Here is a 26,518-nt window from a genome sequence, read left to right on the forward strand (position 1 = left end):
GTGGCCACACCTACGAAAGGGCCGATGACCGATGAGCGGGGACACTGTACGCGAGATCACCAGAGATCTGATGCGCTCCTTCGGACTGACTACAGTGTTCGGCAACCCTGGCACCACTGAGGTGCCGTTCCTCCGAGACTGGCCGAACGACTTCAGGTACGTGCTCGGCCTGCAGGAGGCTGCTGTGGTCGCGATGGCGGACGGTTACGCCCAAGCGGGCGGGCGACCGGTTCTGGTGAACCTGCACTCGGCCGGCGGCTTAGGCCATGGCCTCGGTCACATCTTCACCGCCTACCGTAATCGCACTCCGATGGTTGTCCTTGCCGGGCAACAGGTTCGCTCGCTGCTCCCTGGAGAGCCGTTCCTCGGTGCGACAGACGCGGCGAGCTTTCCCAAGCCCTACGTGAAATGGAGCTGCGAGCCGGCGAGGGCCGAGGATGTGCCAGCGGCGATAGCTCGCGCCTATCACCTGTCAACCCAGCCACCCTACGGTCCGACTTTCGTTTCGGTTCCCGCTGACGACTGGGATGTCGAGACCACGAGCGCTGTCACCCCACGACGCAGGATCGCTGGCCCGGTCGCGGACCCCGACGCTCTGCGGGCGCTCGTGTCGGTTGTGGACGGGAGCAAACGCCCCGGAATCGTGGTCGGGCCCGCGGTGGACATCGAGGGCGCCGTTCCGGACATGGTCACCCTGGCTGAACAGATCCAAGCCGGGGTGTGGGTCAGCCCGATGTCCTCCCGGTGCTCCTTCCCCGAGGAGCATCCGCTGTTCCAAGGATTTCTGAACCCGGAACAACGCTTCATCGCCACCGCTCTCGGGCAGTACGACCTGGTGCTTGTCTTCGGTGCGCCAGTCTTCACCCATCACGTCTTCCGTGGTGAGGCCGAGCAGTCGTTGCCGGAACTGTTCGTGCTCAGCGACGACGATGACCTGCTGGCGCGGGCCAGACACGGAACCGGGATCCGCACGATGCTCCGTCCGGCGCTGCGGCAACTGTCAGAACTGGTCGCCAAGATCGACCGACCGGCACCGGAACCGTTGGCGCGCCCAGAAATCACCCTCGACGGCCCGATGGTCTCGGCCAGCAAGCTGTTCGCCGTACTCTCGGAGATGTTGCCGAACAACGCGATCGTGGTCGAAGAGGCGCCGAGCCACCGGCAGGCCATGCACGACCACCTGCCCATTCGCTCACGCCACACGGGTTTTCTCACAGTGGCAAGCGGCACCCTCGGCTACGGCCTGCCCGCCGCGGTCGGTGCCGCGCTGGCCCGCCCGGATCGCCGGATCGTCGCGGTGATCGGTGACGGCTCGAGCATGTACGGAATCCAGGCGCTGTGGACGGCCGCCCGGGAGCACCTGCCGGTGACGTTCGTCATCGTGGACAATTCGCAGTACGCAGCGTTGAAAACCCTGGCCGACGCGGACGGTGTCATGGTCCCCGGCGTCGACCTCGGCGGCATCGATTTCGTCGCGCTGGCAACAGGAATGGGCTGCTCGGGCGTGCTGGTGGAAAGCCTGACCGGACTGCGGGAAGCGCTGAAACAGTCCCTTGTAGACAATGGTCCGACGCTGCTGCACGTGCCCGTGGTCGAAGAGGCCCGCACGCTGTACTGACACGGGTGAGAAACCGACAAGTCTGGGGGAGGCGTAGCCCCAGGCTTGTCCGGGGTGGAGCGTTACTTCTTGCTCGGTGGCGCGACGATCATCTGCGAAACGTCCAACTTGTCTTTGATGACGCCGAACTGCTTCATCAGGTCGGCCACCCGCTGAAGGCGGACCGGGTCGAGCGACTCCGGGTAGTCGGAGATGCGCACCTGCGGCGCGGTCGCGGGATCGATCTTGACGTACTTGATCAGGATCGGCTCCAGCTTTCCACCGCGGTCGGTCTTCACGTCCGTGATGCCTTTGGCCAGGCCGCGCTGGAACGCGGTCAGGGTGTTCGGGTTGGCATTAACCCACTCGCTCAGCGCCGCGAAGCCGGACATCGCCAACTCGGCGGTGGGGCCGGTGGCGATGTCGGTGATCGGCATGGCGCCGATCGACTTCTGCGTCATGGTCACGAACGGCTCGATGGCCACCGCGCCGTCGACGTTGCCACGCTGCAGGGCCGGCCCCATGTCCGGCAGCGGCATCGGCACCCATTTGATCGTGGAGACGTCCACGCCCTTGGACTGGAGCACCGACATCAGGGCCAGGTCGGAGATCGAGCCCGTGCTGGTGACGGCGATCTTCTTGCCGGCAGCCTCCTCAGGACTCTTGATGTTGCCGTTCGGGGCCGCGACCAGGACACCGTGACCTGGGCGGGCGGCATAAAGGTCGGCCACGATCTTGACGTCGGCGACTTTCTTCGCCTGTGCGGCAAAGGCACCTGGATAACTGGTGACGGCGATGTCGAGGTCCCCGCCGATCAGAGACTCGGTCGCCTTCGGACCGCTCGCCGCGGTCACCACCTCGACATCGAGGCCTTCTTGTTTGAAGTAGCCGCTGTCGACCGCGCGGTAGAACGGCGCCATATCGACCACAGGCAGCACGCCGACCTTGATCTTGGGCTTTTCCACAGGCCCGCCGGACGTGCTCGAGCTCGACGAATCGGAGCCGCCGAGTGCGCTGCAGCCGGAGACCGCAAGGATCAGCGCGAGAGCGGTGGCGGCGATGATCGAGAGACGCGTACGCGACCGGGACATCGGTGTGATGTCGCCGCGTCCAGGCATGGCTTCTCCTCAGTGACGGCGTGAATGGATTACAAGATCGCTCCCCCGATGCACCCGCGACACTGTAGAGATCTTGCCGAGCCGGTCACAATGGGATCGCAGCACAATTCTTTTTGGTTGCGCAAGTCGCACGATGGGCTTAAAAGCCCAAACGGACTAATACCGGCGGCGCCGATTGGCGGGCCGTGTCGATATATTCTGCACCAAATGGGATATAGCCCGAATTCTCGCAGTGTCGAGCCGGTTCCCGAGCTCTTTCCCGATGCCGAGGTGACGCCGTCGCTGAACTGGTCGGCCTACGCGGCGATGCGGCAGGTGCCTGGTTCGGCGCCGGTCATGCGCAGCCAGATGCCGTCGAACGGTTCGGAGCTGCCGAAGTGACGCCAGACCATACGGCGGGCTTGGGCTGGCAGAGCACGCCCTGTTGCAAGGAACCACGAGTTTGATGTCTGCGACGGTGCCCGACACCGCAACTCACATTTCAGGCCGAAGTAACTATCAGAAGGTCAGAGCCCGTTCGACTTCGTCAAGCGTTTCGACGACTGTCACCCGGCTCGGGTCGTATGTGGCTTGGCCTGCTTTCACCTCGCGGCCAGTGACTAGGAGAACGATGGTTTCCGTCCGGTTGATCAGGTCGTGTTCGATCGCTTTTTCCAGCCCGGCAAGGGCTGCTGCCCCGGCGGGCTCGGCGCCCACGCCTGCTCGCCCTGCCAATGTGGCGACCGCGCTCAGCAGCGCGTCATCGGTGACTGACACCATTGCTCCGCCGTCCCTGCGCACGACCTCCAGCACGGCGTCGCCGATGGCCGGGCGTAGCACTGCGATGCCATCGGCGATCGTGGCGGTGGGATCCAGCTCTGCCGGCCGGGTGGGTTCATCGAGCCATGCTCGGACCAACGGTTGGCAGCGCTCGGCCTGCACGCCGATCAAGCGTGGTTGCCGCGTGGTGAGGCCGCAGCTGACGAGTTCGGTGAAGCCCTTGTCGAGCGCCACCAATGTGGGGCCGTCGCCGACTGGGACGATCATCACGTCCGGGAGTCGGCGGCCGAGTTGTTCCCACACCTCGAATGCCACTGTCTTCTTCGCCTCGATGGTGAAAGGGTTGGCGCCGGTGTTGCGGTCGAGCCAGCCGAACGTGCGAGCGGCGGCCCGGGAAAGGTCGACAGCGGCCGCGTAGCCCTCGCGCACCTGGAAGACCCACGCACCTGCCTGCGTCATGAGCGCGAGCTTCTCCGGCAAGCAGTCGGTGGATACGAAGATGACGGCCCGCATGCCGGCTGCCGCGGCACCGAAGGCGGTGGCCACAGCCGCATTGCCGGTGGACGCGGTCGTGATCGTCTCCACTCCGCGCCGTAACCCGTCTTCGATCACCAGTGCGGTGGCACGGTCCTTATTGGACGCACTCGGGTTACGCGTCTCGTCTTTGATCCATAGGTACGGCGTGCCCAACGTCTGTCTCAAGGCTGGCGCGTGCAGCAGCGGTGTGCCGCCGATCGGCACCGGGTACCGCACCGGGCCGTCGGGAATCGGCAGCAACTCCCGGTATCGCCACATGGTGAACAGGCCTGGCCGGCCCCGCGCCATCCGCGCGGCGCCGTAGTCGTACTGCAGCCATTCACACCCCGCCAGGTCGACCGACCCGGTCACACTGCCCACGTTGTGGTCCCCTCCCTATCTCAGGCTGACCGGGGAACCGGCGGTCAGTTCGCCGGAGCTGAGCACGTCCTCGCCGTAGACGCCTTGCAGCCAGTTGGTCTGGTAGATGGTGTCGAGATAACGCTCGCCGAGGTCCGGGGCGATGGCGACCGCGGTGAGTTCATGCGCGTCATGCCGGGCCAGCCAGCCCATCGCGCCACTGACCACTGTGCCAGTCGACCCGCCGAACAGGAATCCGCTTCTGGCCAGACGATGACAGGCGCGGATGGTGTCCGCCTCGTCGACGAGCACCACCTCGTCCACATAGGACTCATCGAGCAGCGGTGGGCGGACGCTCGTGCCCAGGCCAGGAATCATCCGGCGGCCCGGCGCGCCACCGAAGGTCACCGAGCCGACGCTGTCCACCGCGACGACACGCACCCGCCGGTGCCGCTCCCAGAAGTAGCGTGCACAGCCCATCAGGGTCCCGGTGGTGCCCGCCCCGACAAACAGCACGTCCAGCCCTGGAAACGCAGCCGCGATCGCTGGCGCCGTCCTGTTGTAGTGCGCCTTCCAGTTGCCTGGATTGGCGTACTGGTTGAGCCACACATACCGGTCGTCGGAAGCGCACAGCGCACGGACGTGTGCGATCCGCGCGCCGAGGAAACCACCGTTGGCATCCGGCTCGGCGATGATGTGCACCTGGCTCCCGAACGCCTCCATCAGCCGCCTGGTCGACAAGTTGCAGCGGGAGTCGGTCACGCACAGGAACCGGTAGCCTTTGCTCGCCGCGATCATGCTCAGTGCCACCCCGAGGTTCCCGGACGATGATTCGACCAGGATTGACTTCGGCATCAGGACTCCGTCCCGTTCGGCGGCTGCCACCATCTCCGCCGCGGCCTTCAGCTTGATCGAGCCGGCGAAGTTGAAGCCCTCGCACTTCAGGAAGAGCGGGTGCCCGAAGATCGACCGGAGGTCGACGTAGAGCTCCTCGGAGTTGAAGTCCTGTGGAACGGAGATGACTGGCACCCTTGCCCCCTTCACTTGTGCGGCAGCGACTCGGCCGCTTATCCGTACCGGCGCAGCTCGTGGAAGAAGTCGTCGATGACGTGCAATTCGCCAGAGCGAACCACCTCGTCGTAGACGTACTTGCCCACCGCGAGGTCGAGCACTCCGAGGCCGAACGGTGAGAACACCACCGGCTGGTTCGTCGGCACACTCACTCGCCCGGCCACCACGTCGTCCAGCGTGCCGTGCAGGAAGTCCCGGTTGCCGGTGAGCTGCTCAGCCAGATGCGGCGAGGTGTCAGCCTTCAGGCAGTGCTCGATGTCGTCGACGATGTTGGTTGAGGCGAGCACGATCTCCGGCGCGAGGTCACGCAGCGACACGTGCAGCACCAATGGATTGTGTTCGAACCACGACAGATCGCCGACATGCGGCTGACCGGCGACGGTCGCGAAGACCACCAGGTCGCTGGAGCGGATCAACTGCTCGGCGCTGTCGTGCACGGTGATCCGGCCGGCAGTGCCTGACTGCTCCAGGTAACCACGGAAGCCGGCGGCGCTATCGGCGCACAGGTCGTGCACACCGATCCCGTCGAACGACCAGCCGGTGCCTGCGAGGAAGGTGTGGATATAGCGGGCGATCAGGCCCACTCCGACGAACCCGGCGCGCTTCGGGCGTGGCCTGCCGCGGGACAGCCAGTCGGTCGCTGAGGCGGCCAGCGCGGCCGTCCTGGTGGCGCTGATGATCGAGCTTTCCAGGCAGGCGAACGGGTAGCCGGTGTCGTGGTCGTTGAGGATCAGCACGGCCGAGGCCCTCGGGATGCCGGTCGCCACGTTCTCCGGGAAGCTGGAGATCCACTTCAGACCGGCCACCCGCACCTGCCCGCCGATCGCGGCCGGCAGCGCGATGATCCTGGCGGACGGGCGGTCTGGAAAACGCAGGAAATAGGACGGTGGGTTCACCGAATGACCGGTGCTGTGCAGCCGGTAGGTGGCCTCGACCAACTCCACGATCAGCTTCTCGCGCCCCTGCAGCGCGCGCTGTACCTGCGCACCGGAGATCACCGCGAACGGTGGCACGCCTATCGGCTCGGAGGTCGCGGACTTCGTTGCGGTGGAACGGATCGTGGTCATCGGGCGATCACCTCGACGGTCGGTGAACAGTCGAACAGGCACACGGTGTCGGCCATCGCGACGAGCACTTCGCGTGGCCCTTCGAAGGGGTCCCTGCCGTGCGCGGTGCGGACATTGTCGACAAGCATCAGGTCGCCGGTCTGCCACGGTTCGCGTGCGGTGTTGGCCTCGTAGACGTTGTTCAGCAACTGCACGACGTCCGCGCGGATGGGGTCGCCGTTGCCGAAACTGGTGTTGAACGGCAGCGCGTCGGCGCCGTAAAGGTCCACCAGGTACTCGCGTACCTCGGGGGCTATCGTCCACTCGTTGAGGAACGCGATCTGGTTGAACCAGCAGCGCCGGCCGGTGACCGGATGGCGGACCACGGCGCTGCGGCGCTGCCTGGTGCGCAGTCCACCACCGGGGTCCCACTCGAACTCGATTGCGTTGGCACGGCAGTAGCTCTCGATGGCACCACGGTCCGCAGTGCCGAACGCCTCGGCCAGGGACGCCCCGACCTCGTCGTTGTAGTTGCGAGTGAGCAGCCAGCCCTCCCGCTCGAACCGCTCGGTCAACTCGCCTGGCAGCGCGTCCAACACAGCCTGCGAGTCGGCCACCGCGGTCGCCCCGCCCCTGGTGGGTGCGCTGAGGCACGCGAACAGCATCAGGCCGGGGAACTCAAGCCGGTAACTCAGTTCGTGGTGCATACACATCTGCTGGCTGGCAGGCCACTTCGATGACGAGTACACGTTGCCGGCGTAGGTCCGCCGGGATGCGAAGGCCTCCTTTTCGGCCATCAGCCCGGTGGCCAGCCGCTGGAAGACCGCACCGATTTCGGCCGCGTCGCGCAGCTCGAGGCCGCGGACCAGGACCGAACCGTGCTCGGCGACGACAGCTCGTAGCGCGTCGGAGTGCTCGGCCGCCCAGCCTGGCGCGTCGCCAGTGGCCTCGGCCTGAAGTATCGGAGGTTTACCGGGGCATAGGTCCACGCCGGGCAGCGACGCCCGGGATGAGGACGACATCTTGGTGTCCTTTCAGTTGCTGCTGGAGGTGCGACCCAGTGACTCGGCGGCGCCCTGCCCGGAGCTGCCATCGAGTGCACCGGCCAGGTCGGCGAGGATCGGGTGGCGGGTGACGTCGGTGAGGGACACCGCGTGATCCAGGGTGATCGCCAGCGTCACGGCCGACAGCGAGGTGCCTCCCCGGTCGAAGAAGTGGTCCCGCCTGTCGATCTGGTCCTGCGGAATACCGAGCACCGCTGCCCATACGGCCGCCAGTCGCCGCTCGGTCGGCGTGCTCGGTGGCTGGAAGCCGTCCCCGACGATGCCGAGTTCCCCGGCGAGCGCCGTCAGCGTCCTCCTGTCGATCTTGCCGTTGGCGGTCAGCGGCAGCCCTTCCCGCCAGTGGAAGGCCGACGGGACCATGTACTCGGGCAGCAACTCGCCCAGCCGGTCCCGCACGACGGCGGAATCGAGCGGCCGCCGGCCCGAGTAGAAGGCCACGAGGCGCTTGCCCCGGTCGGCGTCGCCGGTGACCACCACGGCCCCGTCGCGGACGCCAGGCACCCGCAGCAGGGCGTTCTCGATCTCGCCGATCTCGACCCGGAAGCCCCGGATCTTGACCTGGTTGTCCCGTCGGCCGAGGAACTCCAGCTTGCCGTCCGGCCGCCAGCGGCCGTAGTCCCCGGTCCGGCAGAGCCGGTGGCCCGGACAGTGCGGATCGGTCATGAAGACCAGGCGGGTGCGCTTGGGGTCGTTGATGTACCCGCGACCGACGCAGACCCCGGAGAAGACGATCACGCCGGGGGCACCCAGCGGCACCGGTGACATGTTCTCGTCGACGATGTAGACATTCACGTTGTTGATGGGGCGGCCGAGCGGGACCCGTTCGGCGTCCGGGACCCGGTCCATGACCTCGTGGACGGCGTCGTCCGACGTCTCGGTAAGCCCATACGTGTTGACCAGCTTGATCTTGGGCTGGGCCGCGAACCAGCGCTGCACGAGCTCCTTCTTCAGGAAATCGCCAGTGGGCGACACGGTGTGCAGGTGCGGCAGGTCGCGGGGGTGTTGCTCCAAATAGGACAGTACCACGTCGAGGTACGACGGCACGAGTTGGAGCACGCCGGCCCGGCAGTCGACGACGGTGTCGACGAACCTCTCGACGTTCAGGATCACCTCCTGGTCGACCAGCAGAGTCCGCCCGCCGACCAGGAGCGCGGCAACCAACTGCCACACCGAGATGTCGAAGCACTGGGGTCCGGTCTGGGGGATCACCTCGCCCGCACGGACCTCCAGGTCAGCGATCTTGGCGTAGATGTGGTTGAGCATGCCCGCGTGCTCGCACATCGCACCCTTGGGCTCGCCCGTGGAGCCGGAGGTGAACAGGACATAGGCGAGTTGGTCCGGCGCGACGCCGACGCCAAGGTTCCCGTCGGCGTGGTCTTCGGAGTAGGCAGCGTCCACGGAGAGTTTCCGGACTCCGGGTAGTGAGTCGAGGGCCTGATCGAGCGTGGTGGTACTGCCGTGTTCGGTCAGCACGAGTGTGCACTCGGCACGGGACAATGCTGTCGCGATGCGACCCGCCGGGAAATGCGGTTCGAGGGGCAGGTACACGCCACCGGCTTTGAAGATCGCGAGGACTGCGGCCATCCAGTCCAGGTTGCGCTCCATCACCACCGCGACAACCCCTTCGCGGCGCAAGCCTCGCGCCAACAGAGCTCGTCCCAACCGGTTGGCGCGCGCGTTGAGTTCCCGGTAGGTCCATTGCCGGTCACGGTGCACGGCTGCGACGGCGTCCGGGTGTGCCTCCACCCGCTGTTCGAACAGTTCGTGCATCCGGTGGTCCGGCAACTCCCGGCGAGGGCCGGCGAGCCGGTCGAGTTGGAAGAGGAGTTCTTCGTTGGATAGCAGGCTTTGCCGTCCGTGCTCGGCATCCGGATCGGCCGCGGTCAGTGCGAGCGCGGTGAGGTGATAGTCGGCGATTCTGCCGGCGTAGCCCGCGTCGATCGCGTCGGTCCGGTACCGCAGCCGTAGTACGAGTCGGCCGCTGTGCCATGAGGTTCCCATTGACAGCACGGTGTTCTCGGCTAGCACTGGATCGCCGCCGACGCCCAGGCCGCCGGTCAGATCGACAACGGTCTCGAACGACGGTTCGGCCAGACCAAGCTCGCGCCTCAGGTCGTCGACCGGGAAGTCTTTGTGCGACAACAGTTCTGACTCGGCTCGATGAGTGTCCAGCAGCAACGCTCGCCACGAACCGGGTTCAGTTGTCAGCCGGCAGGGCAACGGCCGCCGGCCCGCCACGGCCACGTAACCGGTCGAGACTTCGCGCTCACCGGACAGCGCGGCCAGCACTTTGGCGTGCGCCGCCAGCAGCACCGAGCTGAGTGGCACCGCGAGCTCATCCGCCAGCCGCCGCAATGTCGCCACATCCTCGCCGGGGATCGGCGCCTCGTGCTCGGCGACGCCAGGCACCCGGTCGAGAGTCCACCGTGGGATTGCGGTGAACCCGCCGGCGAGGAGCCTTCCGCGCCAGAATTCCCGGTCCGCTTCAGATGGTGTTCTCATCGAGTCTCTCCTCCAGCCCACCTCGCCAAGGTGCTGTCACTCAACGAGTTCCTGGACGTGAGCACAGCGGCGCCGACCTTGTCGTGTCGCATCTCTCGGGCCGGGTTTCCGCCCCATCGTGCGTGCGGCGGCATTTCCTCGCCCTTCATCAGGAAGGAGTCGGGCGCCAGCTCCGCGCCGTCGCCCATCGTCACGCCGTAGTGGACGAGGGCCCCGATGCCGATGGTGCAGCCGGAACCGATCGTGATCCGGTCGGACTTGAGGGCGAAGTCCTCCAGGGAGTGGCACTGGATCGAACTCCCCGCGTTGAGCGTGCAGTCGTCGCCGATCGTCACCATGTCCTTCTCCGCCATGTTGCAGCCGTCGTCGAAGAGCCTCCGGCCGAGCCGGACACCCAGCAGCCGCCAGGCCACGCTCTTGAGCGGGGTGCCGTTGAGTGCCAGGTGCATGTGCCCGGTCATCTTGAGGAAACGTTCCCGCCGCCAGCAGTCGAGCTGGTAGATCGAGCAGGACGTCGGCCGAGTGCCCCGGAATCCCGTGGAAGCACGTTCGACGAGCGCGAAGTAGACCACTCCGAACAACAAGGACAGGGCGGCGAACAACGTGATCGCCATCGCCCCCCACGAGTCGTAGAGGTTCGCCGCCCAGAAACCGAGCATGGTGAGCACGAAGGCGTAGCACCACCGTGACAGCAGGAACCACCCGATGGTGAGGGCATTGTGCTTGTTCTTGGCCGCCAGACGGCGAGGTTGCTCGTCCCCGGTCGCCATGTGGTGGAACTTGCTGTCCCGCTCGACCGTGCGCGGGATCTCGAAGCTGGGCGAGCCCAGCAGTCCGACACCCTCCCGGACCTCTCCGTCGATCGGGACAAGGACCTTCGTCGCGAGCAGGCAGTTGTCGCCGGTCCTGCCCTGCGAGGGGTAGACGACGTCGTTGCCGAGGAAACTGCGTGGCCCGATCGAGGTCCGCGCCACCCGGAAGGACGTGCTGGAGAAGTCGGCGTTGACGATCGACAGCCCGTCGGCGATCACCGTGCCGCTGCCCACGGAGACCAGATACGGGGTCTCGTGCTTCACCTGTTTGCCGAAGTTCGCCCCGGTCTGCACGACTGGGGCCAGGCGATACCCGATGCCGCGCAGGTAGCCGACGATGTAGGAGCTGTCACCGAGGAATTCGACGAGGAACTTCCTGTTGGTCAGCCGCGCGATCGCCCGATGGACGGCGTAGTGGATCCCGTATAGGGGATAAACCTTGTCCGGCTTGATGGCGCGGTTGAGCACGCGCGGGACGGTGACCACGACGAGCATGCCGACGAGCACGGAGCCGAAGAAGAGCACGAGGGAGGTCACCAGTGCGACGCCGTAGAACGTCCAACTCGTGAAGGCGAGGGTCTCCGGGCCGAGCAGCGCGGTGAACTGCGGGACCTCGGCGAACAACCAGTCCACGCCGCCGTATGCCAGCGGAACGTAGAAGAGCAGCAGGCTCGCCAGTTGCAGGACGGTGTAGGTGGCCCTTCTCAGGGTTGTCACAGTGCCGCAACCGGCCTCGACCCCTCGGTAGTCCGCCGCGGTCGGCTGCGCCGGGGACCCGTGCCAGCGCTCGCGGCCGGGCACGGTCTGACCCGCGTGCAGCGAGGAGGCATGGCCGAGCTGGGCCCCGTCGCCGAGCGAGGTCTCGATGTCAAGCACCGCCTTCTCGCCGACGAACACGTCCCGGCCGAGGGTGACCGCGCCGGTCTGGATCCAGCCGCCGGAGGCTCGATAGCAGGTGAGGTACGTGTCCTTGCGGATAACCGTGCCATCGCCGATGGTGAGCAGATCTGTGCACACGGGTGCGTGCCGGGAGAAGACCACGACGCCGCGCCCGATTCTCGCCCCCAGTGCCCTGAGATAGAGCACGTAGAGCGGCGAACCGGCGAACAGGACCAGCGGGCTCAGCGTGACGAGCGTCTTGACTGTCCAGAAGCGGACATAGGCCAGACTCCAGATGCGGATCCGCTGGGGCCGCCACCGGCCGATGAGCACCCACTTCGCCAGGATCGGGAGGGTGCACACGCCGAGGAAGCCCGCGCCGCCGGCCAGTGCTGCTCGCAGGTAGGCGTCGAGCAGCGTCTCCCCGGCGGAGATCCACTCGATGCCTTGTTCGAAGGCGAGCGCCGCGAGGCTGGCGTACCCGAGGAGGATAAGGACCTGCAGCGTTCCACAGAGGACGTACTGCCGCATGCCGGTCGGCGCGGCCACCTCAACCGGCGCTGGGGCCTGCTTTGCTGGGGCATTGCTCCGCGGCGTGAGTGCGGTGGCGAGGCTTCTGACCGTGGGGTGCTCATATGTGTCCTTTATGGACACTGATGGCAGGTTCGGTCGTTTCCTTATCCTGGCGCAGAATTGGGCCATCACCATCGAGTCGGCGCCGAGGTCATCGAAGAAGTGGCTGTCGGCCGAGACCTGTTCAACGCGCAGGACGTCCGTCAGCGTCTCGGCGAGGGCCCGCTCGATGCCCGTCGCGTCGGCGCCGTCGAGGGTTCCGCGGTCCACCAACATCTCGCGCCTCCTTTGAGCGGTTCGCCGGGAGTGGCCGTGCGCGGCCACAGCGGGACGCGCCAGCACCCCGCGCCAGGCGGCCCTTCTCAGCGGGCGGATGATCCCCACATTACGAGCGGCAGCGCGCTGAGGGAGGAGCCACTGGCGGCCTTGGCGTACAGGACTTGTTCCGGCGACCACTGGAGCGTCTGCCGATTGCGGTGTACTTGCGGCAGCCGCAAGCGCAGCGCAACCGCAAGCGGCGACTCTTCCCTCGGATGATTCCGGGGCTTCTCCTGTCGGTGGCTAGGCCACGTTGGGAAGGACCAGCCCGGCCCTGAGTGCGACGTTCCAGGCGCCAACGCGGTCGGCGTGGTCGGTGTGCCCGCACCCGAGGCACTGGAACTTTTCGCCGTCGCGGTTCCCGCCGTCCACGTACCCGCATTCGGGGCAGGTGCGGGAGGTGTCGCGGGGGTCCACAGGTATCAGCAGACGACCGGCGCTTTCAGCCTTGTGCGCGAGGATGCCCAGGAACACCCCCAACCTGCGTCGAGAATGCTTCGGTTCAGCCCGGCCTTGGCGGCGGCGCCGTTGGGCAGGAAACCGCCGGGCGTGGCGGCGTCGGGCTTCGGTTTGGGGGCGCGGACCATGTTCGCGATCGACAGGCGCTCGTGCGCGATCACGTCGTAGGCGCGGACCGTCGCCAGGGCGGTCTTGTGTGCGTGGTCGGTGCGCTGGCCGCGCACCTTGCGGCGCAGCGTCGCGACCTTCTCCACCGCCCGGCGGTACTTGGCGCTGCGCTGGTTGCGCGGGAACGCCTTGAGTGCGCGCTGCGCGTCGGCCAGCGCGTCGGTGTTGCGCCTGCCGTGCCTCGGATTGGCCATGTGGACGCCCTCGGAGGTGGTGAGGAAGTGGGTGACGCCCACGTCGATGCTGGTCACCGCCCCAGTAGCGGGCAGTGGTTCGGCGGGCACGTCACAGGCGAGGATGACGTACCACCGTCTGCCCTCGCGCTTGACCCTGACGGTCTTGACCCGGCCCTTCACGGACCGGTGCTGATGCACCCGGACGTGCCCGGTGCCCTGCAGGCGGACCCGCCTCACCGGGTCGTGCGGGGTGGAATCCCACCGGCAGCCGTCCCCGTCCTTCGGAAACTCCACGGTGTCGAACCAGGCCACGCCACGAAACCGGGGATATCCAGTCTTCTGTCCGGCCTTCACCCGGCGGAAGAACCCCTGCATCGCCTTGTCCAGACGACGCAACGTCGCCTGCTGAGCATAGCCCGGACATGATCCGATTCCCTCACCGGCTAAAGCCGATAGTCCTCTCGCTACGTTTCACTGATGTCCGTGCCGCCCAGGCGGGAGCCGGGCGGCACTTGGGTAGGACGTTACGGGGAGCGCACAGGGTGGAGGGAGAGCTGCGCGCTCCCCTGGCCGGTCACCCCGCCGTAGGCAGGTAGGAGGCAGCGGTGTGCCGGCCGGTCGTGGGCGTGCTGCGAGTGTCGACGACGATCAGGTTCTTGTGCGCGGTTGTCCATACCGAGCACGGGTGCGGCCGGCGACGGCGCCATCCGCCACATGCCCGGCAGCGGCCGCGCTCGTCGGGTTCGTGGTCGGCCAGCAGGCTCCGCCATGCGGCCGTCATGCGGGCGATCTCGGAATCGGCCAGCGAGGCACGGGAAGGCACGTCAGCCTCGTTGACCAGTCTGTCCAAATAGTCCAGTCGCTCGTAGACCGCCTTACGCAGGGTCGAGGCCAGGACCTCGTTCATCAGGTTTTTCCTCCTGTGGCCAGAGGGGTTGAGTGTGGTCGTTTCCAGCGGGGCTGGTCTGAGTCGGCAGTCGAGGCGACACAGGCCATAACCGGGGATGCAGGTGGGGCGGTACCAGCTCCGCGATCCACAGCCGGGCCGCGTGGATGTGAAGGGCTGCCGCGTAGAACCCGTGGCACGGCCAGGACTGTTCCAGGCACAGCGGACACTCTTGTGGCTCTCGCGGTGATGGTAAGTGTGCGGTCAGTTTGTCGACCGCCTCGACAGCGCGCCCCAATGGGCTGTCCACGGCGACGACGACAGCAATGATGCCTTGTGTGTCGTCCGGTGCGGTCATCTCGGCGCCGCCCGCCCCGTTGCATGCGGCGCGCCGGCCCCGCGTAGCACCGCATGCGGGTGCCTGCAAGCCGTGTCGTTGGGTGGGGATGAATGACTCTCGCGTTTGATCGCGGTGGTCACTAAGCCGACCTCCTCGTCGGGACGACCCACACAAAGTGGGTCCTGGGCGTGGTGCCTGCGTCCGCCCATCAGCCTGGTGCCTGTCACGGGCGTTTCGGTTCCGGTGCGAGCGGGAACTTTTCCTCGCCGGTCCGCGCTTTTCTGAGCTGGGCGAACACGTGGACGCCGGGGTGAGAACTTCCGGCGTGTGCGTCCCGTCGAACTCGCAGTGCGATCAATCTCCGAGCTACCATCCGTAGCAAGTCCGTTACTCCACCCGCGCAGGTTCAGTACTCCACTCGCATCCGAGGGATAGGACATGCCAAGGAAGTCCGGGGTCTCCCACAAGGCCGAGCGTGATCAACTCCGCGACCGCATGCGCGGCCTGGGGTGTTCGGTCGCTCAGATCACCGCCGAGATGGCTCGCCGATTCAACCTGCGGCCCCGCGTAGCTTGGCGGCATGCCCTGGGATGGACGCAGTGGAAGCTGGCACAGGAGTACAACACTGCACACTCAGGCGCGAAGCTGTCGGACAATCGTGTCAGTGAGTATGAGAGCTGGCCGCATGGCGGTGCTCAGCCGAGCGTGCGCTACCTGGCCAACCTCGCCGCCCTGTTCGGCTGCGGATGCACGCCGTCCCAGCTCGTCGACGCCGACGACCTGGCACACTTCGACCCCGCCGATCGCATCCTGTTCACCTCATCCCTGAACGGAAACCTGCGTGCGTCGCCGGCCACAGCCGTAACTCCCACCTCCTCCCTGTACGGCATGCGAAGTAACAGCGTCCACTTCGATCTTGCGCCGACGCACCTGGATGTCGCCCCTTTTCCCCTTCGGGGGCCCCGTCGCGTTGTGCGCTGCGACGCGCGTGGTCTGCCCAACCGTGAGGAGGTTGTCATGGCAGCCGATGAGTCCGCCCAGTTCCGACGCTGGAGCGCCACCACCAACGTCGACGACGACGTGCTGGAACAGATGGGCGCTGACGTCGCCGATATCGCGAGGCGCTACCTGATCGACCCGCCGGCCGCCCTGTTCACCAGGTTGCTGTGTGCCCGTGACGACGTGTTCGCGCTGATCGCCGGGCGGCAGCAGCCCAAGCACACGATGGAGCTGTACAAAGTCGCCGGGCAGATATGTGCGTTGCTCGCCCATGCCACAGCCGATCTGGGGCACGGCCACGCCGCGCACACCCATGCCCGCACCGCGCTGCATTGTGCCGAGCAGTCCGGCTACACCCAGCTGCGGGTCTACATCCGCTGGGTGCAGTCCAACGTGGCGTACTGGGACGGTCGCTTCCACGAGGCCGCCCAGTTGGTCGAGGCCGCACTGCCGGACGCCTCCAGCGGCACCGCGCGGCTGCGGCTGGCCAGCCAACAGGCCCGCGTCAACGCCGCCCGCCGTCGGCCTGGCGACGTCAAACGAGCGCTGAGGATCGCCGAGTCCGCACCCTCCGACGCGGGTGTCGACGAGCCCGGAGTTCTGGCCTTCGCTCCCGGCAAGGCCGCCTACTACGCCAGCGAGGCCCACCGCGAACTCGGCGGCACCGAGCATATGGGCGCCGCAGTCGCCTGGGCTGCCAGTGCTGTGGATCAGTTCACGGCCGAGTCCCAACCGAACGCCCAGTTCGTCGCGGCCGCGCGCATCGACCTCGCTCGCGCTCACCTGGCTCGTGGCGACCTCGACGCCGTCGGGGAACACCTCAGTCCGGTGTTGCGTTCCACTGTCGCCGAACACCGCACCGTGCCCGTGATGAGCCGCGCCCGCTCGCTGAGCACGCTGCTCGAGAAACGATCCGATCAGGACTCCCACACAGTGGTCTCCCTGAGGGATGATCTCGCTGACTTCTGCGCCCATCCAGCTGTCGGTCCGGTCGAACTCGAGGCCGGCCAGGCCGGCTGATCAACACACGGAAGGGGGACCTGGAGTGCCTTTACAGGTTGCTGTCTGCGGGCCCCGCCACTGCACCGAGGACGACAAGAGCCATGCCTACGAGGTCGGCATTCTGCTCGCGCAGGCGGGAGCGATCGTGATCTGCGGTGGCGGCACCGGCGTCATGGCCGCTGTCGCCGCTGGAGTGCGTGCGGGCAATGGCCTCGTCATCGGTGTCCGCCCTGGCAACACCGCCGCGGATGCCAGTCCCGATCTCTCGGCGGTGATCGTCACCAACCTCGGCGAGGCTCGCAACGCCATCATCGTGTGGTCCGCCGACGCCGTGATCGCGATCGGTGGTTCCTGGGGCACCCTGTCGGAGATCGCCTTGGCGAAACGACGCGGCGACGTCCCAGTCATCACCCTTGGCAGCTGGATCATTCTCGACCGCGACGGCAACCCGCTGCCGGAATCCGTGACGGTCGCCAGTAGCCCTCGGCAGGCCGTCGACCTCGCTCTGGCCGTCCGTCAGGTGAGGCACCAAGAAACCATCTGATTTCAAGGTCTCGTCCCACCTTTCGAAGGCCAGGTAAACGGCCCCTTTTGCCGCTGGGCGGCCGCTCGCCAGTCTGGGCACCCGGCGTTACGAACAAGGAGATGTGATCTAGTGCGCGTTTGTGGACGTGCGGAAAGTTCTGCAACCAGGCTTCGACGAGGCGAAACGCAAGACCGTCGTCTACTGCCGGGTGTCATCCCCTGGCCAGAGGGACGACCTTGCTTCGCAAGTCGCGGCGATGGAGCAGTTCTGTCTTGCTCGTGGACTCGCCGTGGACGAGTGGGTCACCGAGGTCGGTGGCGGCATGAACCTCGTCCGAGGCAAGTTCCTGAACCTGATGGACGCGGTCGAACGCGGCGACGTCGCCATCCTGGTGATCGCGCACAAAGACCGGCTTGCCCGGTTCGGGTTCGACTACCTCAACCACGTCGCGACCAAGAACGGCTGCGAAATCCTCGTCGTCAACCAGGAGTCCCTGTCTCCGCAGCAGGAGATGGTCGAGGACCTACTGGCGATCGTCCATACCTTCTCGTGCCGGCTGGATGGGTTGCGGCGCTACGAGAAGACGTTGAAGGAAGAGCTGTCCGGCGAGGCGACCGAGTGAAGGTCACCAGGGTCGCCTACAGCAGGAACCTCAACACGGGAAAGTACGCGCGGCTCCTCGAGCAGGCTCGCAGGCTTGGTCGTGTTCGCAGCGAGGTGTGGCAGCGATACGGGTCTGTGTCCGGTGCCCGGCTCTCGGACCGGCAGATTCGCGACCGGTGGATGGCCGTGGGCATTGCCACCCAGTTCGGGGTATTGGCCAACGCGTGGAAGGAGACGGTGCGGGACGCGGTCGCGGACATCACCGCGAACCGCGCCGCGGCCAAGACACAGGCCCGCAAAGCGGTGAACCGGCGCGTCGCGGACACGGCCGAGCGCAAGCGCCTGTTCGCCGCGCTGAAGACCGACACCTGGGCCGAGGACCCGTTGCTGTCCCGGCGGATGCGCAAGCACTGGAAACGCGGCCGGAACCGGACCCACAACCAGATCGTGGTCCGCTCGGACCAGTACCGCACGTTCACTCTCACCGACGGTGGCAAAACATCTGGCTCGCCGTTCCCGGCCTGGAACGGCGCCAGTTGATGCGGATTCCTCTGAACACGACCGTGGCTCCTTCGGGGACGCTGCGGCTCGTCCTGCGTGACCAGCGGGTTGAGGTGCACTACCAGATCGACGCGCGCTCCATGACCTCTTCCGCGCGCCCCGCTGGTGACCGCGAGATCGGGGTCGACAAGGGATACACCGAAGTCCTCACCGACTCCGACGGGCAGCGTCACGGTACCGAGCTGAGCGAGCTGCTCACCTCGGAGTCGGACCACCGCAAGATCAAGAACGCCCGCCGGGTGAAGATCCGCTCGGTTGCGGAGAAAGCCCGTGATGCGGGCCAGCACGCCAAAGCCGACCGGATCACCCGCAACAACCTCGGCACCAGGAAACGGGACCGGCGTTCATCCCGCTGGCAGCAGACAGTGCGGACGACCACGTTCCGTGCGGTCCACGCTGTCGTCGACAAAGCCGCGCTGATCGCGGCCGAAGATCTCACCAAGACGTTCACCGGCCTTGCTCGGCGTGGCCGCAACGTCAACCGGCGTCTCGCAGCGTGGACCAAAGGAATCACCGCCGAGGCGCTCGCGAGCGTGTCGGAGCGCAGAGGTTCTGTGCTCACGCTGGTCAACGCGGCCTACACCTCACAAGTCTTTCCATGCTGCCAAGCCCTCGGGCAACGCAGCGGGGACCGGCTTCACCGCACACGGTGCAGGGTGGTGTGGCAGGCAGACCACGCGGCAGCGATCAACGCCCTGCACCGAGTGGGTGACCCCGACATCACCCCGCATACCCCCTACCAGCGGGTGAAACGCATCGTGCGGGAACGGGCCGATCGCCAACCGGATCAGACTGCCGATCCCGGACTCCAGCCCACCTTGTGGGCGGAGAGCGAAACATCCGAACGATCAACACTGATCAACAAGTAGGAAGCAGGACGATGAAACTTACGCCTCGTCTGGCTATCGTCGGCTTGGTCGGTGCGATCATGGTGCCGACATCCGCCACCGCCCACGCAGCCTCTCCGACGCGGGCGATACCAGCCCATTCGTCGTTCGCACTGTCATACGCAGGCTCCGACACCGACGCGGTGGCTGCCATATCGAAACAGGATCGGATGTTCCTCATCACGGTGCATCAGGACAACCTCGCAGAGATCGAGGCGGGACGGCTGGCAGTGCAGAATGGCCGCTGCGAGGCGGTAAAGCGGATCGCCCGGGTGTTCATCAACGACCACTCCCGGATAGACAACGATGTCCAGTCGCTGGCGGACAAGTTCGATGTAGGACTGCCGAATGCCCCAGATGCCGAAGCGCAAAAGCTACTTGCCGAACTGGCGGCACTGTCCGGACGCGAGTTCGATATCGTCTGGCTGCGAATGCGGGCTGCCGGACTTCGCGAAGCGATCAAACTGGGCAAGCAGCAACTGCGGCACGGTCGCTCGCCGGAGGTAAAGGCGCTGGCGACCGCGGCCGTTCCGGTCGTCATGCGCCACCTGAAACTGCTCAACGAGGCCAAGCGCCGCTGCTGGCCGGGTCGCCTGACGCGCCAGTGACCACGGCTTGTCCAAAGTAGACACTATCGCGTGTTCGACGGCCATCGAGCGTGCGCGTTCGCATGCTCGATGGCCGTGGGTCACCGGGATTCTGATCGGTGGAGGCCTGGTCGTTCACGGCCAGGAAGAGCCGATCCGTCAGGTCCGGCCCACATGCGGGCTGGTAGGTGAGGCGCGTCTGCTGCTCGACGTAGTCCGTGATGACCAACAGGGGTACGCCGCCGCACGATCCGGCGAGCTCCGACGGTGTCAGCAATGCTGGCCGGAGACCTAACGACGGGGTGTCACCGGGGTGGCACAAACCACCGCCATGGTGATCATCGTGAAGCAGGTGGTACAGGTGCGGTTGCTGCCGACGCCCGCACAGGCGGCAGCAGCAAGCCTATCGGCACCCCGCAACCGGAGGCTCGGGCAACAAGCCCGTTCCGTCAGGGACGGGTACATGACGAGCTATCGACGTGAAAGCGCAGCGGTGATCGCATCGATCACGGCCCTTCGTCGTTCGGTGTCCTCGCGGACGGATCGGCTGGCCTCGACATGGAGGTACGGGCTGTCGAATGCTGCGGCCGCCCGGCCCTGAGCGTTCCGGGTTGCGCCCAGCCGTCCGCATTTCTCCCGCCATGCGAGGCAGATGGCGAGTCCTGCTCGCTCGAGTCGCAGAGCGGTGTGTTCGGCGACTTCACCGGGCTGGCCGATGCCGGTGGAGAGCACCAGATCCCGTGCCGGCAGGGTCGCGTCGCTGAAGCCGTGCAGCTGTACCTGCGGCAGGCCACGGTCGGCGAAGTGGGCCGCCATGACGTGGAAGATGGAATCCTTGCGATGGGCGACATCCGCGGCCTTGTCGGCGGCGTCGCGGTGCGCTCCGGCGACCATCAGTATCGAGCCGGGGACACGCCGGAACAGGTCTAGTCCCATCTGTTCGGTCTTGAGGTCCGAGTTCGGGTGCGGCACCTCGATCGCCAGCCGCACGGGGGCTGACAGGTCCATCATGTACATCCCCCATGCGCGTTCCGAATCACGTTGGTTCAAGATCAACAGGTACGGGCGTTCGGTGGCGTCGTCGACCTGTTGATCGACCGAGAATCCGAGCGGGCTCAGATGACTGGTGGCAACCCAGACCCGCAGACCTGTCAGCAGCGCCTCGAAGCCGCGCGCAGCCGTGTCACGTTCTTCGCTTGTCGGAGTCCGGTAGGGCCCATCCGGTCGAAGCCCGCCGACGAATTCCGCAAGGCGCTCGGCCGTCCCGGCAACGGGGGGCTCGCCATTCTGTTCAGGCCCCTCACCGATCGCGATGATCACAATGGCTGCCAGCGCGGTGGCGGCCACGAGAGCGCGGAGCCTGCGGATTGCCGATCTGTCGTCCACTTCGGCCAACTCTAGTGGGATCAGCCTGGCGTTGCCCGGTTTGGCTAGGGGCCAGTTGAGTGGCCTCTGGTCCGCCAAGATCACGCGAAGCCAAGATGTCCACGTCCCGCAAGCCGTTATCCGGCTCTGGGGCGTGACCCGGCCATCGCGTACGAGATCCCACCGGGGCACGCCCTTGTCCAGTTCGAACGAACGAAGGCTCGAAATTCATTGCGGTGGTTGAGTCCCACGCGGACGCACATCAGGCTCGTGGTGGGCAGGCGATGACGACGATGTGGATCGGCCGACGCCAGACGCGGCTGGAGAAACAACTTGTCGAGACACGATTTCCCGGAGGTGTAGGGGTGCCTTCCAGTGTCGGGTTGGCACTGTCGTTGTTACTGGCCGTCTTCTGTGCGTTCTACCTCCAGCAACCGGCCACGCCCGCTGTTGCTGAAGCCGTTGTCGAGCCACAGGAACGATTCACCGCGTCGATGGCGCGCACCCTCGCCGCGTCGGTGGCCAAAGAGGTGACGAACCTGCGCGCGGCGGTGACGCCGCCCGCCGCGGGTCTCGCACAGAACCCCGATGATCTGCTCGGTGAGCTCGGCGCGATCTACCCGCGGTGGCGGGGGATGGCGCTGGTCGAAGGGGCGGGCGAACGGATAATCGCCGCACGGGGCGAACCTGTACCACTGGACGAACTGGATCGCACATCGTCGCACACGGCGACCGTCCGGCCGCTTTCGCTTGCCGGACACGGAGTGCTGCTGGTGGCGACCATCCCGCTGGGCGCTGACCACGAAGGACGGCACCTGGTGGCCTGCATCGACCTGTCCAGTTCGGAGATTCCCCTCGATGAACGGCTGGGCCAGAGCGTGCTGCTGGTGACGGCGACCGGCGCGGCCGTCGACACCTACGGCCCTGCTCCCGAAACCGGCGACCAAGCGCTTTCCCCGCTCATCCGTGCGGCAGCCGCTGAGGCGGCGGCGGGCAGGACTGGCAGCGAAGTGGGTTCGCCGTACGCGGACGGCGCGGCACATGGCGCCACTGTGGTGCCCGTGGTTGCCTATGCGCCACTGGCGGTTACCGAGATGTCCGGGACCCTCGGGCTCAGTGTGGTTTCGGTGAGCCGTGCGTCGATCGATCGCGAAGAGTCGCAGTGGTATCCGCTTGTGCCGTCCGGGGCGCTGATCGTTGTGGCCGTTCTCGGATTCGTCCTGGTCCGAGCGGCACTGGTCAAGCCGGTCCGCCGGCTACGAGCCGACACCATCGCGGTCGCGTCCGGGGTTCTCGACCGGACCATCCGGACCTCGAGGGTCGTCGAGGTCCGGCGGATCGCAGCGGCGATCGAGCACTGCCGAGCCCGGTTGCGGGGCGAGGCAGCCCGACCGAATAGGCGCTCAGCACTGGGATTGTCCATCCGGCATGCCGTCATCCTCAGCACAGTTGCGCTGTTCGCGTGGTCGGCACTCCTCGCCACGACCGTGGGTCTTTCCTTGCCCGCGGTACCCGAAGCGGCCGTTCGGCAACGAGCTGTGGAGGTCTCGTGGATCGCCGACTCGGTGCGCCGCAGCCTCGACGAGGGCATGTCCGACCTGAAGGTGCTCGGCCGGTTCAGTGCGCGCAACCAGGAACCGGAGTTGCGAACATCGATGGAGCGACTGGCCGGGCGGGAGATCAGGTACCGCAGTGTCTACCTCGTCGACCAGGAGGGACGGTTTATCGTCCATTTTGGACGTCAGCCATTGCGTGCCGAAGAGCGGCTGCCCGTTGACGAGGAAGGCCTGCGCCAGGCCAACACCAGTGGCCGGCTGCCCGTGATCTTCGCGTACCGCTCGCTGGCGGACGGCCAGCGTGCCGTCGTGGCCGAGTTCGACGTTGAGCACATTTCCGGGCTGCTCAGACAGTCCGCGGGCCGGACCCGGATCGTCGACTCAGGACTGCGCACGATCGCCGACACGCAGGGATACCTGGCCTTCCAGGAATTGTCCGATGACTCCTTGCGACGGAGTGTGGGTGAGGCACGCACAAGAATTTCCGGCGCGAGTGTCATGGACAGTTCCGCGGGTCCTTCCGTTGTCGCCTCGGTGGCGATCGGCGGTTCCAGCGCGGCGACGGCGCTCGGCTGGGTCGTGGTCGCGGAGCAGCCCGTCGCTGAGCTAAACCTGCCCGAGAACGAACTGCGGCGGCGAGCCCTTGTGGTGGCGCTGCTCGGCGCGGTCATCGCGTTGCTCCACTGTGTATGGCAAGAGCTCATGTTCGTCCGGCCGCTACGACGGACCGCCGCCGCTGGCGAGCGGCTGGTGGACGGAGACATCAAGTCCGTGATCTACCCGGTCCGCCAGGACCATGTCGGAACGATCACGTCCTGTCTGGAGATCTGCCGGCAGGCACTCGCCGATGGCACGCACCGTCTGGGTGATGTCCGCCGCCCGCGGGGCAAGCCGGCCGAGATCCGGCCCCGGCGATCCGCGGCCGGCTCCCCGAAACACGCCCTCATCCGACGAGAGAGCTGAAATGTTTTTCTGTTACGTCGTGTACCTCATCGGTTGCTTGCTGACCATGGCAGCCGGCGTGGTCGAGCAACGCCGCCACTACGCCAATCTGCACGACATCCCCGTCCGGATTCTCGTCAACGGCACGCGGGGAAAGAGCACGATCACCAGGTTGTGTGCTGGGGCGCTACGCGGCGGTGGCGTGGTCACCGTCGCCAAGACGACCGGGACCGCCGCGCGGTTCATTCATCCGGACGGCAGCGAAGAACCGGTCTACCGGAAGTTCGACATCGCGAACGTCATCGAGCAGGTGGGCGTTGTACGCCGGGCCGCGGCTTACCGGCCTGAGGCGTTGGTCGTCGAGTGCATGGCTGTGATGCCCGACTTGCAGGAGATCAGCCAGACCAAACTCATCCAGTCCAAGATCGGCGTTATCTCCAACGTCCGGATGGACCACATCACCGAGATGGGGCCGACCGCGGACGACATCGCCCGCTCACTGAGTCGCTCCATGCCGGTGGGCGGTGTCTGTGTCACCGCCGAGCGGGAACGCCTCGCTGTGCTCGCCAAGGAGGCCGAGCGGAGAAACTGTGAGCTCATCGTCGTCGATCCGATGTCCATCACGGACGAGGAGATGAGTGGCTTCCGCTGCGTCACCTTCAAGGAGAACGTGGCGATTGCGCTCACCGTCGCCGAACAGCTCGGCGTGGATCGAAGATCAGCCTTGCTCGGCATGTGGTCGGCCGCACCGGATCCGGGCGCGCTTCGCGTCGAGAAATACCGGATGGCCGGAAAGCACCTGTGGTTCGCCAACTTGTTCGCCGCCAACGACCCGGAATCGACCCTCATGAACATCGAAGGACTACTGGCCGCACAGCTGATCTGCCGGCCGCTGCACATGGTCATCGGATGCCGTCCCGACCGAATCGAACGCAACGGCCAGATCGGCTCCCTGGTCGGCGAGATCGACCCCGAGCGAGTGGTGCTGATCGGTGAGCCGACCCGCAGTGCCAGGGTGGCCATCCCGGCTGGATGGCAGGACCGGACAGTCGACCTCGGTGGCGACCGCCACCCGGCCGAACTGCTCGACGGGATCCTGGCGGGTATCGATCACTACGGCTCTATCGTCGCAGTCGGCAGCATCCACGGCCAAGGTGAGCGGTTGCTGGAGCAACTCGAGACCTTGCAACGTGTCGGGAGCAGCCGGTGACCGCACGCTTTCTCGCGGCGGAGGTCGCGACGATCGGGCTCGCCATCGGCCTGTTGATGGCCCTGATCTGTGTACTGATCACGAATCTGTCTCCAGGCGGGATGATCAGTCCCGGCTGGCTCGCGCTGACCTTGGTCGAGGACTACCGCCGCGCCGCGATCATCGCGCTGATGACCGCACTCACGTATGGGGGCACCAAGGTGATGCGACGCTTCGCCATCCTGTACGGCAAGCGCTTGTTCGCGGCGATCGTCCTGCTGGCCGTGTTGCTTCAAAGTTCGCTGTTCTTGGTGATCCAGCACGACTATCCGCTCCTGTTCGCCCATCAGACATTGGGTTTCGTCGTACCGGGATTGATCGCCTATCAACTTGTGCGGCAGCCCCCTGTCGCGACGCTGCTGGTGACGTCGGCGGTCAGCCTGACCACCTGTGGCGTGCTCGTCAGCGGTGTGCTGGTCGGACTCGTGCCAACGATCTAGAGAAGAAACAGGTGGATTCGCTGATGTCATTGGCCAGGATTGAACTCCGGAAACAGTGGAGCCGGGCGACTCGCGTCACCGCGCTGCTGGTCGTGGTCGGCTTGTCCGTGACCGCGACGCTCCACTTCGGACACAATCCGTCCGGTGCGGGAACCTCGGCGTCGATCAATGCCTTCGAGATTCACGACGCCGCTGTTCCGGTCGCGTCGGAGTACCGTTACGAGCGGCTGGCTCGTCCCGCCCGGACGGTGGTGCGAGACGAGGCGGGCGCGGTGGTGGCCACCTTCACCGATGGAGCTCGCACGGTCGTCCTCACTGGGCACAGCCGGACATTTCAAGAGCCGCGGACGACTCGGGCCACCGTCACCTCCAATGCCTGGGTGCGGCTCATCCCGCACGAGTGGCGGGAGGGCGAGGAGGCCACAGCATGGTTCCGGCCGTGGCTGGATTCGGCTCTGAGCGACCGAAGCCCAGACGTTCTCGGTGTCACCATGGAATACCTCGATGGCGCGCCGAGCGGGACGAACGAGAAGAACGTGCGCTTCCGTGGCGACGCGTCCTCCGGTCCGTCCGAAGCGGACGACCGGACGGCGTCGGCGGCCGCCGACTTCTACGAGTACCTCGGCCTGCGGTGGACGTTTCCGGACGGGGTGCACAGAAAACCCGCCGAGGGAACCTACGGCGCGGTCGACTGCTCGGGCTTCCTGCGGCTGGTGTATGGCTACCGGCTCGGCTATCCGCTGCTCGGCTCGAACACGCGCGGCACGGGATTGCCACGCAGTGCCCATGCGATGTACGAACTCGGCTCCGGTGTGCCGATCATCCCCGACGGCGGCGGACGCGCGCAAGCGTACAACCTGCTGCAGCCTGGTGACCTCGTATTCTTCGATCTCGACCAGGAGGGAGGTCGCCAGATCGACTTCGCTGGTATTTATCTCGGGATGGACAGTGGCCATCATCATCGGTTCATTTCGAGCCGGTCGGCGGCAGACGGTCCTACGTTCGGCGATTTCGGTGGCGCCTCACTTCTTGATGGAGGCGGCCGTTTCTCCAAAGGATTTCGTGCTGCGAAGCGGATCTGACCTGCTCCGTGGGCCTTTTCTATGGCCACTGCCTTCGCTGTGATCTCCTGATACGGTAAGTATGTACGCCTTATC

The 26,518-nt window shown here is 66.3% G+C and carries 22 protein-coding genes and 1 pseudogene; 12 read left to right on the forward strand and 11 right to left on the reverse strand.

Annotation, left to right across the window (positions count from 1 at the left end; all coding sequences use genetic code 11):
* The first annotated feature begins 31 nt into the window (after positions 1-31).
* The gene (gene mdlC / locus B9C43_RS31930; RefSeq protein WP_084430577.1) at positions 32-1,618 is read left to right on the forward strand and encodes a benzoylformate decarboxylase; all 1,587 of its coding nucleotides are present in this window, start codon (positions 32-34) and stop codon (positions 1,616-1,618) included.
* 62 nt (positions 1,619-1,680) lie between these two features.
* On the opposite strand, the gene B9C43_RS31935 is transcribed toward mdlC, so the two are convergent.
* Positions 1,681-2,715, reverse strand: coding sequence for an ABC transporter substrate-binding protein (locus tag B9C43_RS31935; protein WP_084430578.1), 1,035 nt, complete (start codon positions 2,713-2,715; stop codon positions 1,681-1,683).
* Between the two features lie 207 nt (positions 2,716-2,922).
* Between B9C43_RS31935 and B9C43_RS56940 the strand changes: the two genes are divergently transcribed.
* On the forward strand, positions 2,923-3,096 hold the full coding sequence (locus B9C43_RS56940) for a hypothetical protein (RefSeq protein ID WP_160096832.1): 174 nt from the start codon (positions 2,923-2,925) through the stop codon (positions 3,094-3,096).
* 117 nt (positions 3,097-3,213) lie between these two features.
* Here the strand turns inward: B9C43_RS56940 and thrC are convergent, their stop codons facing one another.
* The 9 genes from thrC to B9C43_RS31975 form a co-directional block, all read right to left on the reverse strand.
* Positions 3,214-4,371, reverse strand: coding sequence for a threonine synthase (gene thrC / locus B9C43_RS31940; protein ID WP_235038968.1), 1,158 nt, complete (start codon positions 4,369-4,371; stop codon positions 3,214-3,216).
* 15 nt (positions 4,372-4,386) lie between these two features.
* Positions 4,387-5,379 carry a 2,3-diaminopropionate biosynthesis protein SbnA gene (gene sbnA, locus B9C43_RS31945; protein ID WP_033380509.1) on the reverse strand — a complete coding sequence of 331 codons (993 nt, stop codon included), beginning with the start codon at positions 5,377-5,379 and terminating at the stop codon, positions 4,387-4,389.
* Between the two features lie 38 nt (positions 5,380-5,417).
* Positions 5,418-6,488, reverse strand: coding sequence for a 2,3-diaminopropionate biosynthesis protein SbnB (gene sbnB, locus B9C43_RS31950; RefSeq protein WP_033380508.1), 1,071 nt, complete (start codon positions 6,486-6,488; stop codon positions 5,418-5,420).
* Positions 6,485-7,489, reverse strand: a complete 1,005-nt coding sequence (locus B9C43_RS31955) for a TauD/TfdA family dioxygenase (RefSeq protein ID WP_084430579.1) — start codon at positions 7,487-7,489, stop codon at positions 6,485-6,487. The genes sbnB and B9C43_RS31955 overlap by 4 nt, the downstream gene beginning before the upstream one ends.
* Positions 7,490-7,501: 12 nt before the next feature.
* The gene (locus B9C43_RS31960) at positions 7,502-10,033 is read right to left on the reverse strand and encodes a non-ribosomal peptide synthetase (RefSeq protein ID WP_084430580.1); all 2,532 of its coding nucleotides are present in this window, start codon (positions 10,031-10,033) and stop codon (positions 7,502-7,504) included.
* Entirely contained in the window at positions 10,030-12,573 is a 2,544-nt protein-coding gene (locus B9C43_RS31965; protein ID WP_235038969.1) for a Pls/PosA family non-ribosomal peptide synthetase, read from the reverse strand. Before B9C43_RS31965 ends, B9C43_RS31960 begins: the two co-directional genes overlap by 4 nt.
* 285 nt (positions 12,574-12,858) lie before the next feature.
* On the reverse strand, positions 12,859-13,089 hold the full coding sequence (locus B9C43_RS60225) for a zinc ribbon domain-containing protein (protein ID WP_200825784.1): 231 nt from the start codon (positions 13,087-13,089) through the stop codon (positions 12,859-12,861).
* Entirely contained in the window at positions 13,038-13,814 is a 777-nt protein-coding gene (locus B9C43_RS31970; protein WP_200825785.1) for an RNA-guided endonuclease InsQ/TnpB family protein, read from the reverse strand. Before B9C43_RS31970 ends, B9C43_RS60225 begins: the two co-directional genes overlap by 52 nt.
* A gap of 178 nt (positions 13,815-13,992) precedes the next feature.
* Positions 13,993-14,325, reverse strand: a complete 333-nt coding sequence (locus tag B9C43_RS31975) for a hypothetical protein (protein WP_051894834.1) — start codon at positions 14,323-14,325, stop codon at positions 13,993-13,995.
* Positions 14,326-15,082: 757 nt separating this feature from the next.
* Here B9C43_RS31975 and B9C43_RS31980 point away from each other — a divergent pair.
* The 6 genes and pseudogenes from B9C43_RS31980 (at position 15,083) to B9C43_RS32000 (ending at position 19,830) form a co-directional block, all read left to right on the forward strand.
* Positions 15,083-16,663: a helix-turn-helix domain-containing protein gene (locus B9C43_RS31980; protein WP_084430581.1), complete on the forward strand. Its 1,581-nt coding sequence runs from the start codon at positions 15,083-15,085 to the stop codon at positions 16,661-16,663.
* Between the two features lie 25 nt (positions 16,664-16,688).
* Complete coding sequence (locus B9C43_RS31985; RefSeq protein ID WP_033380497.1) at positions 16,689-17,189, forward strand: SLOG cluster 4 domain-containing protein; 501 nt, start codon at positions 16,689-16,691, stop codon at positions 17,187-17,189.
* A 124-nt stretch (positions 17,190-17,313) separates the two neighbouring features.
* A pseudogene (locus B9C43_RS31990) lies at positions 17,314-17,793 on the forward strand (IS607 family transposase); the annotation flags it as partial.
* The gene (locus tag B9C43_RS57715) at positions 17,790-18,314 is read left to right on the forward strand and encodes a hypothetical protein (RefSeq protein WP_200825788.1); all 525 of its coding nucleotides are present in this window, start codon (positions 17,790-17,792) and stop codon (positions 18,312-18,314) included. The pseudogene B9C43_RS31990 and the gene B9C43_RS57715, both read left to right, overlap by 4 nt.
* The gene (locus B9C43_RS57720; protein ID WP_200825789.1) at positions 18,314-19,204 is read left to right on the forward strand and encodes a zinc ribbon domain-containing protein; all 891 of its coding nucleotides are present in this window, start codon (positions 18,314-18,316) and stop codon (positions 19,202-19,204) included. The genes B9C43_RS57715 and B9C43_RS57720 overlap by 1 nt, the downstream gene beginning before the upstream one ends.
* Before the next feature lie 11 nt (positions 19,205-19,215).
* Positions 19,216-19,830, forward strand: coding sequence for a DUF4142 domain-containing protein (locus tag B9C43_RS32000; protein ID WP_084430582.1), 615 nt, complete (start codon positions 19,216-19,218; stop codon positions 19,828-19,830).
* A 450-nt stretch (positions 19,831-20,280) separates the two neighbouring features.
* Here the strand turns inward: B9C43_RS32000 and B9C43_RS32005 are convergent, their stop codons facing one another.
* Positions 20,281-21,156, reverse strand: a complete 876-nt coding sequence (locus tag B9C43_RS32005; protein WP_084430796.1) for a hypothetical protein — start codon at positions 21,154-21,156, stop codon at positions 20,281-20,283.
* Positions 21,157-21,539: 383 nt separating this feature from the next.
* Between B9C43_RS32005 and B9C43_RS32010 the strand changes: the two genes are divergently transcribed.
* From B9C43_RS32010 to B9C43_RS32025, 4 genes are read left to right on the forward strand one after another with little or no spacing between them, the layout of a single operon-like run.
* The gene (locus B9C43_RS32010) at positions 21,540-23,693 is read left to right on the forward strand and encodes a HAMP domain-containing protein (protein WP_160096834.1); all 2,154 of its coding nucleotides are present in this window, start codon (positions 21,540-21,542) and stop codon (positions 23,691-23,693) included.
* Positions 23,694-23,712: 19 nt separating this feature from the next.
* Positions 23,713-24,882, forward strand: a complete 1,170-nt coding sequence (gene pgsB, locus B9C43_RS32015; protein WP_235038970.1) for a poly-gamma-glutamate synthase PgsB — start codon at positions 23,713-23,715, stop codon at positions 24,880-24,882.
* Positions 24,879-25,361, forward strand: a complete 483-nt coding sequence (locus tag B9C43_RS32020; RefSeq protein WP_235038971.1) for a poly-gamma-glutamate biosynthesis protein PgsC/CapC — start codon at positions 24,879-24,881, stop codon at positions 25,359-25,361. Before pgsB ends, B9C43_RS32020 begins: the two co-directional genes overlap by 4 nt.
* An 11-nt stretch (positions 25,362-25,372) precedes the next feature.
* Complete coding sequence (locus tag B9C43_RS32025) at positions 25,373-26,443, forward strand: NlpC/P60 family protein (protein ID WP_051894827.1); 1,071 nt, start codon at positions 25,373-25,375, stop codon at positions 26,441-26,443.
* Positions 26,444-26,518 lie beyond the last annotated feature (75 nt).

The organism is Kibdelosporangium aridum (genome assembly GCF_900176515.1).
GTDB classification, from domain to species: Bacteria; Actinomycetota; Actinomycetes; order Mycobacteriales; family Pseudonocardiaceae; genus Kibdelosporangium; species Kibdelosporangium aridum.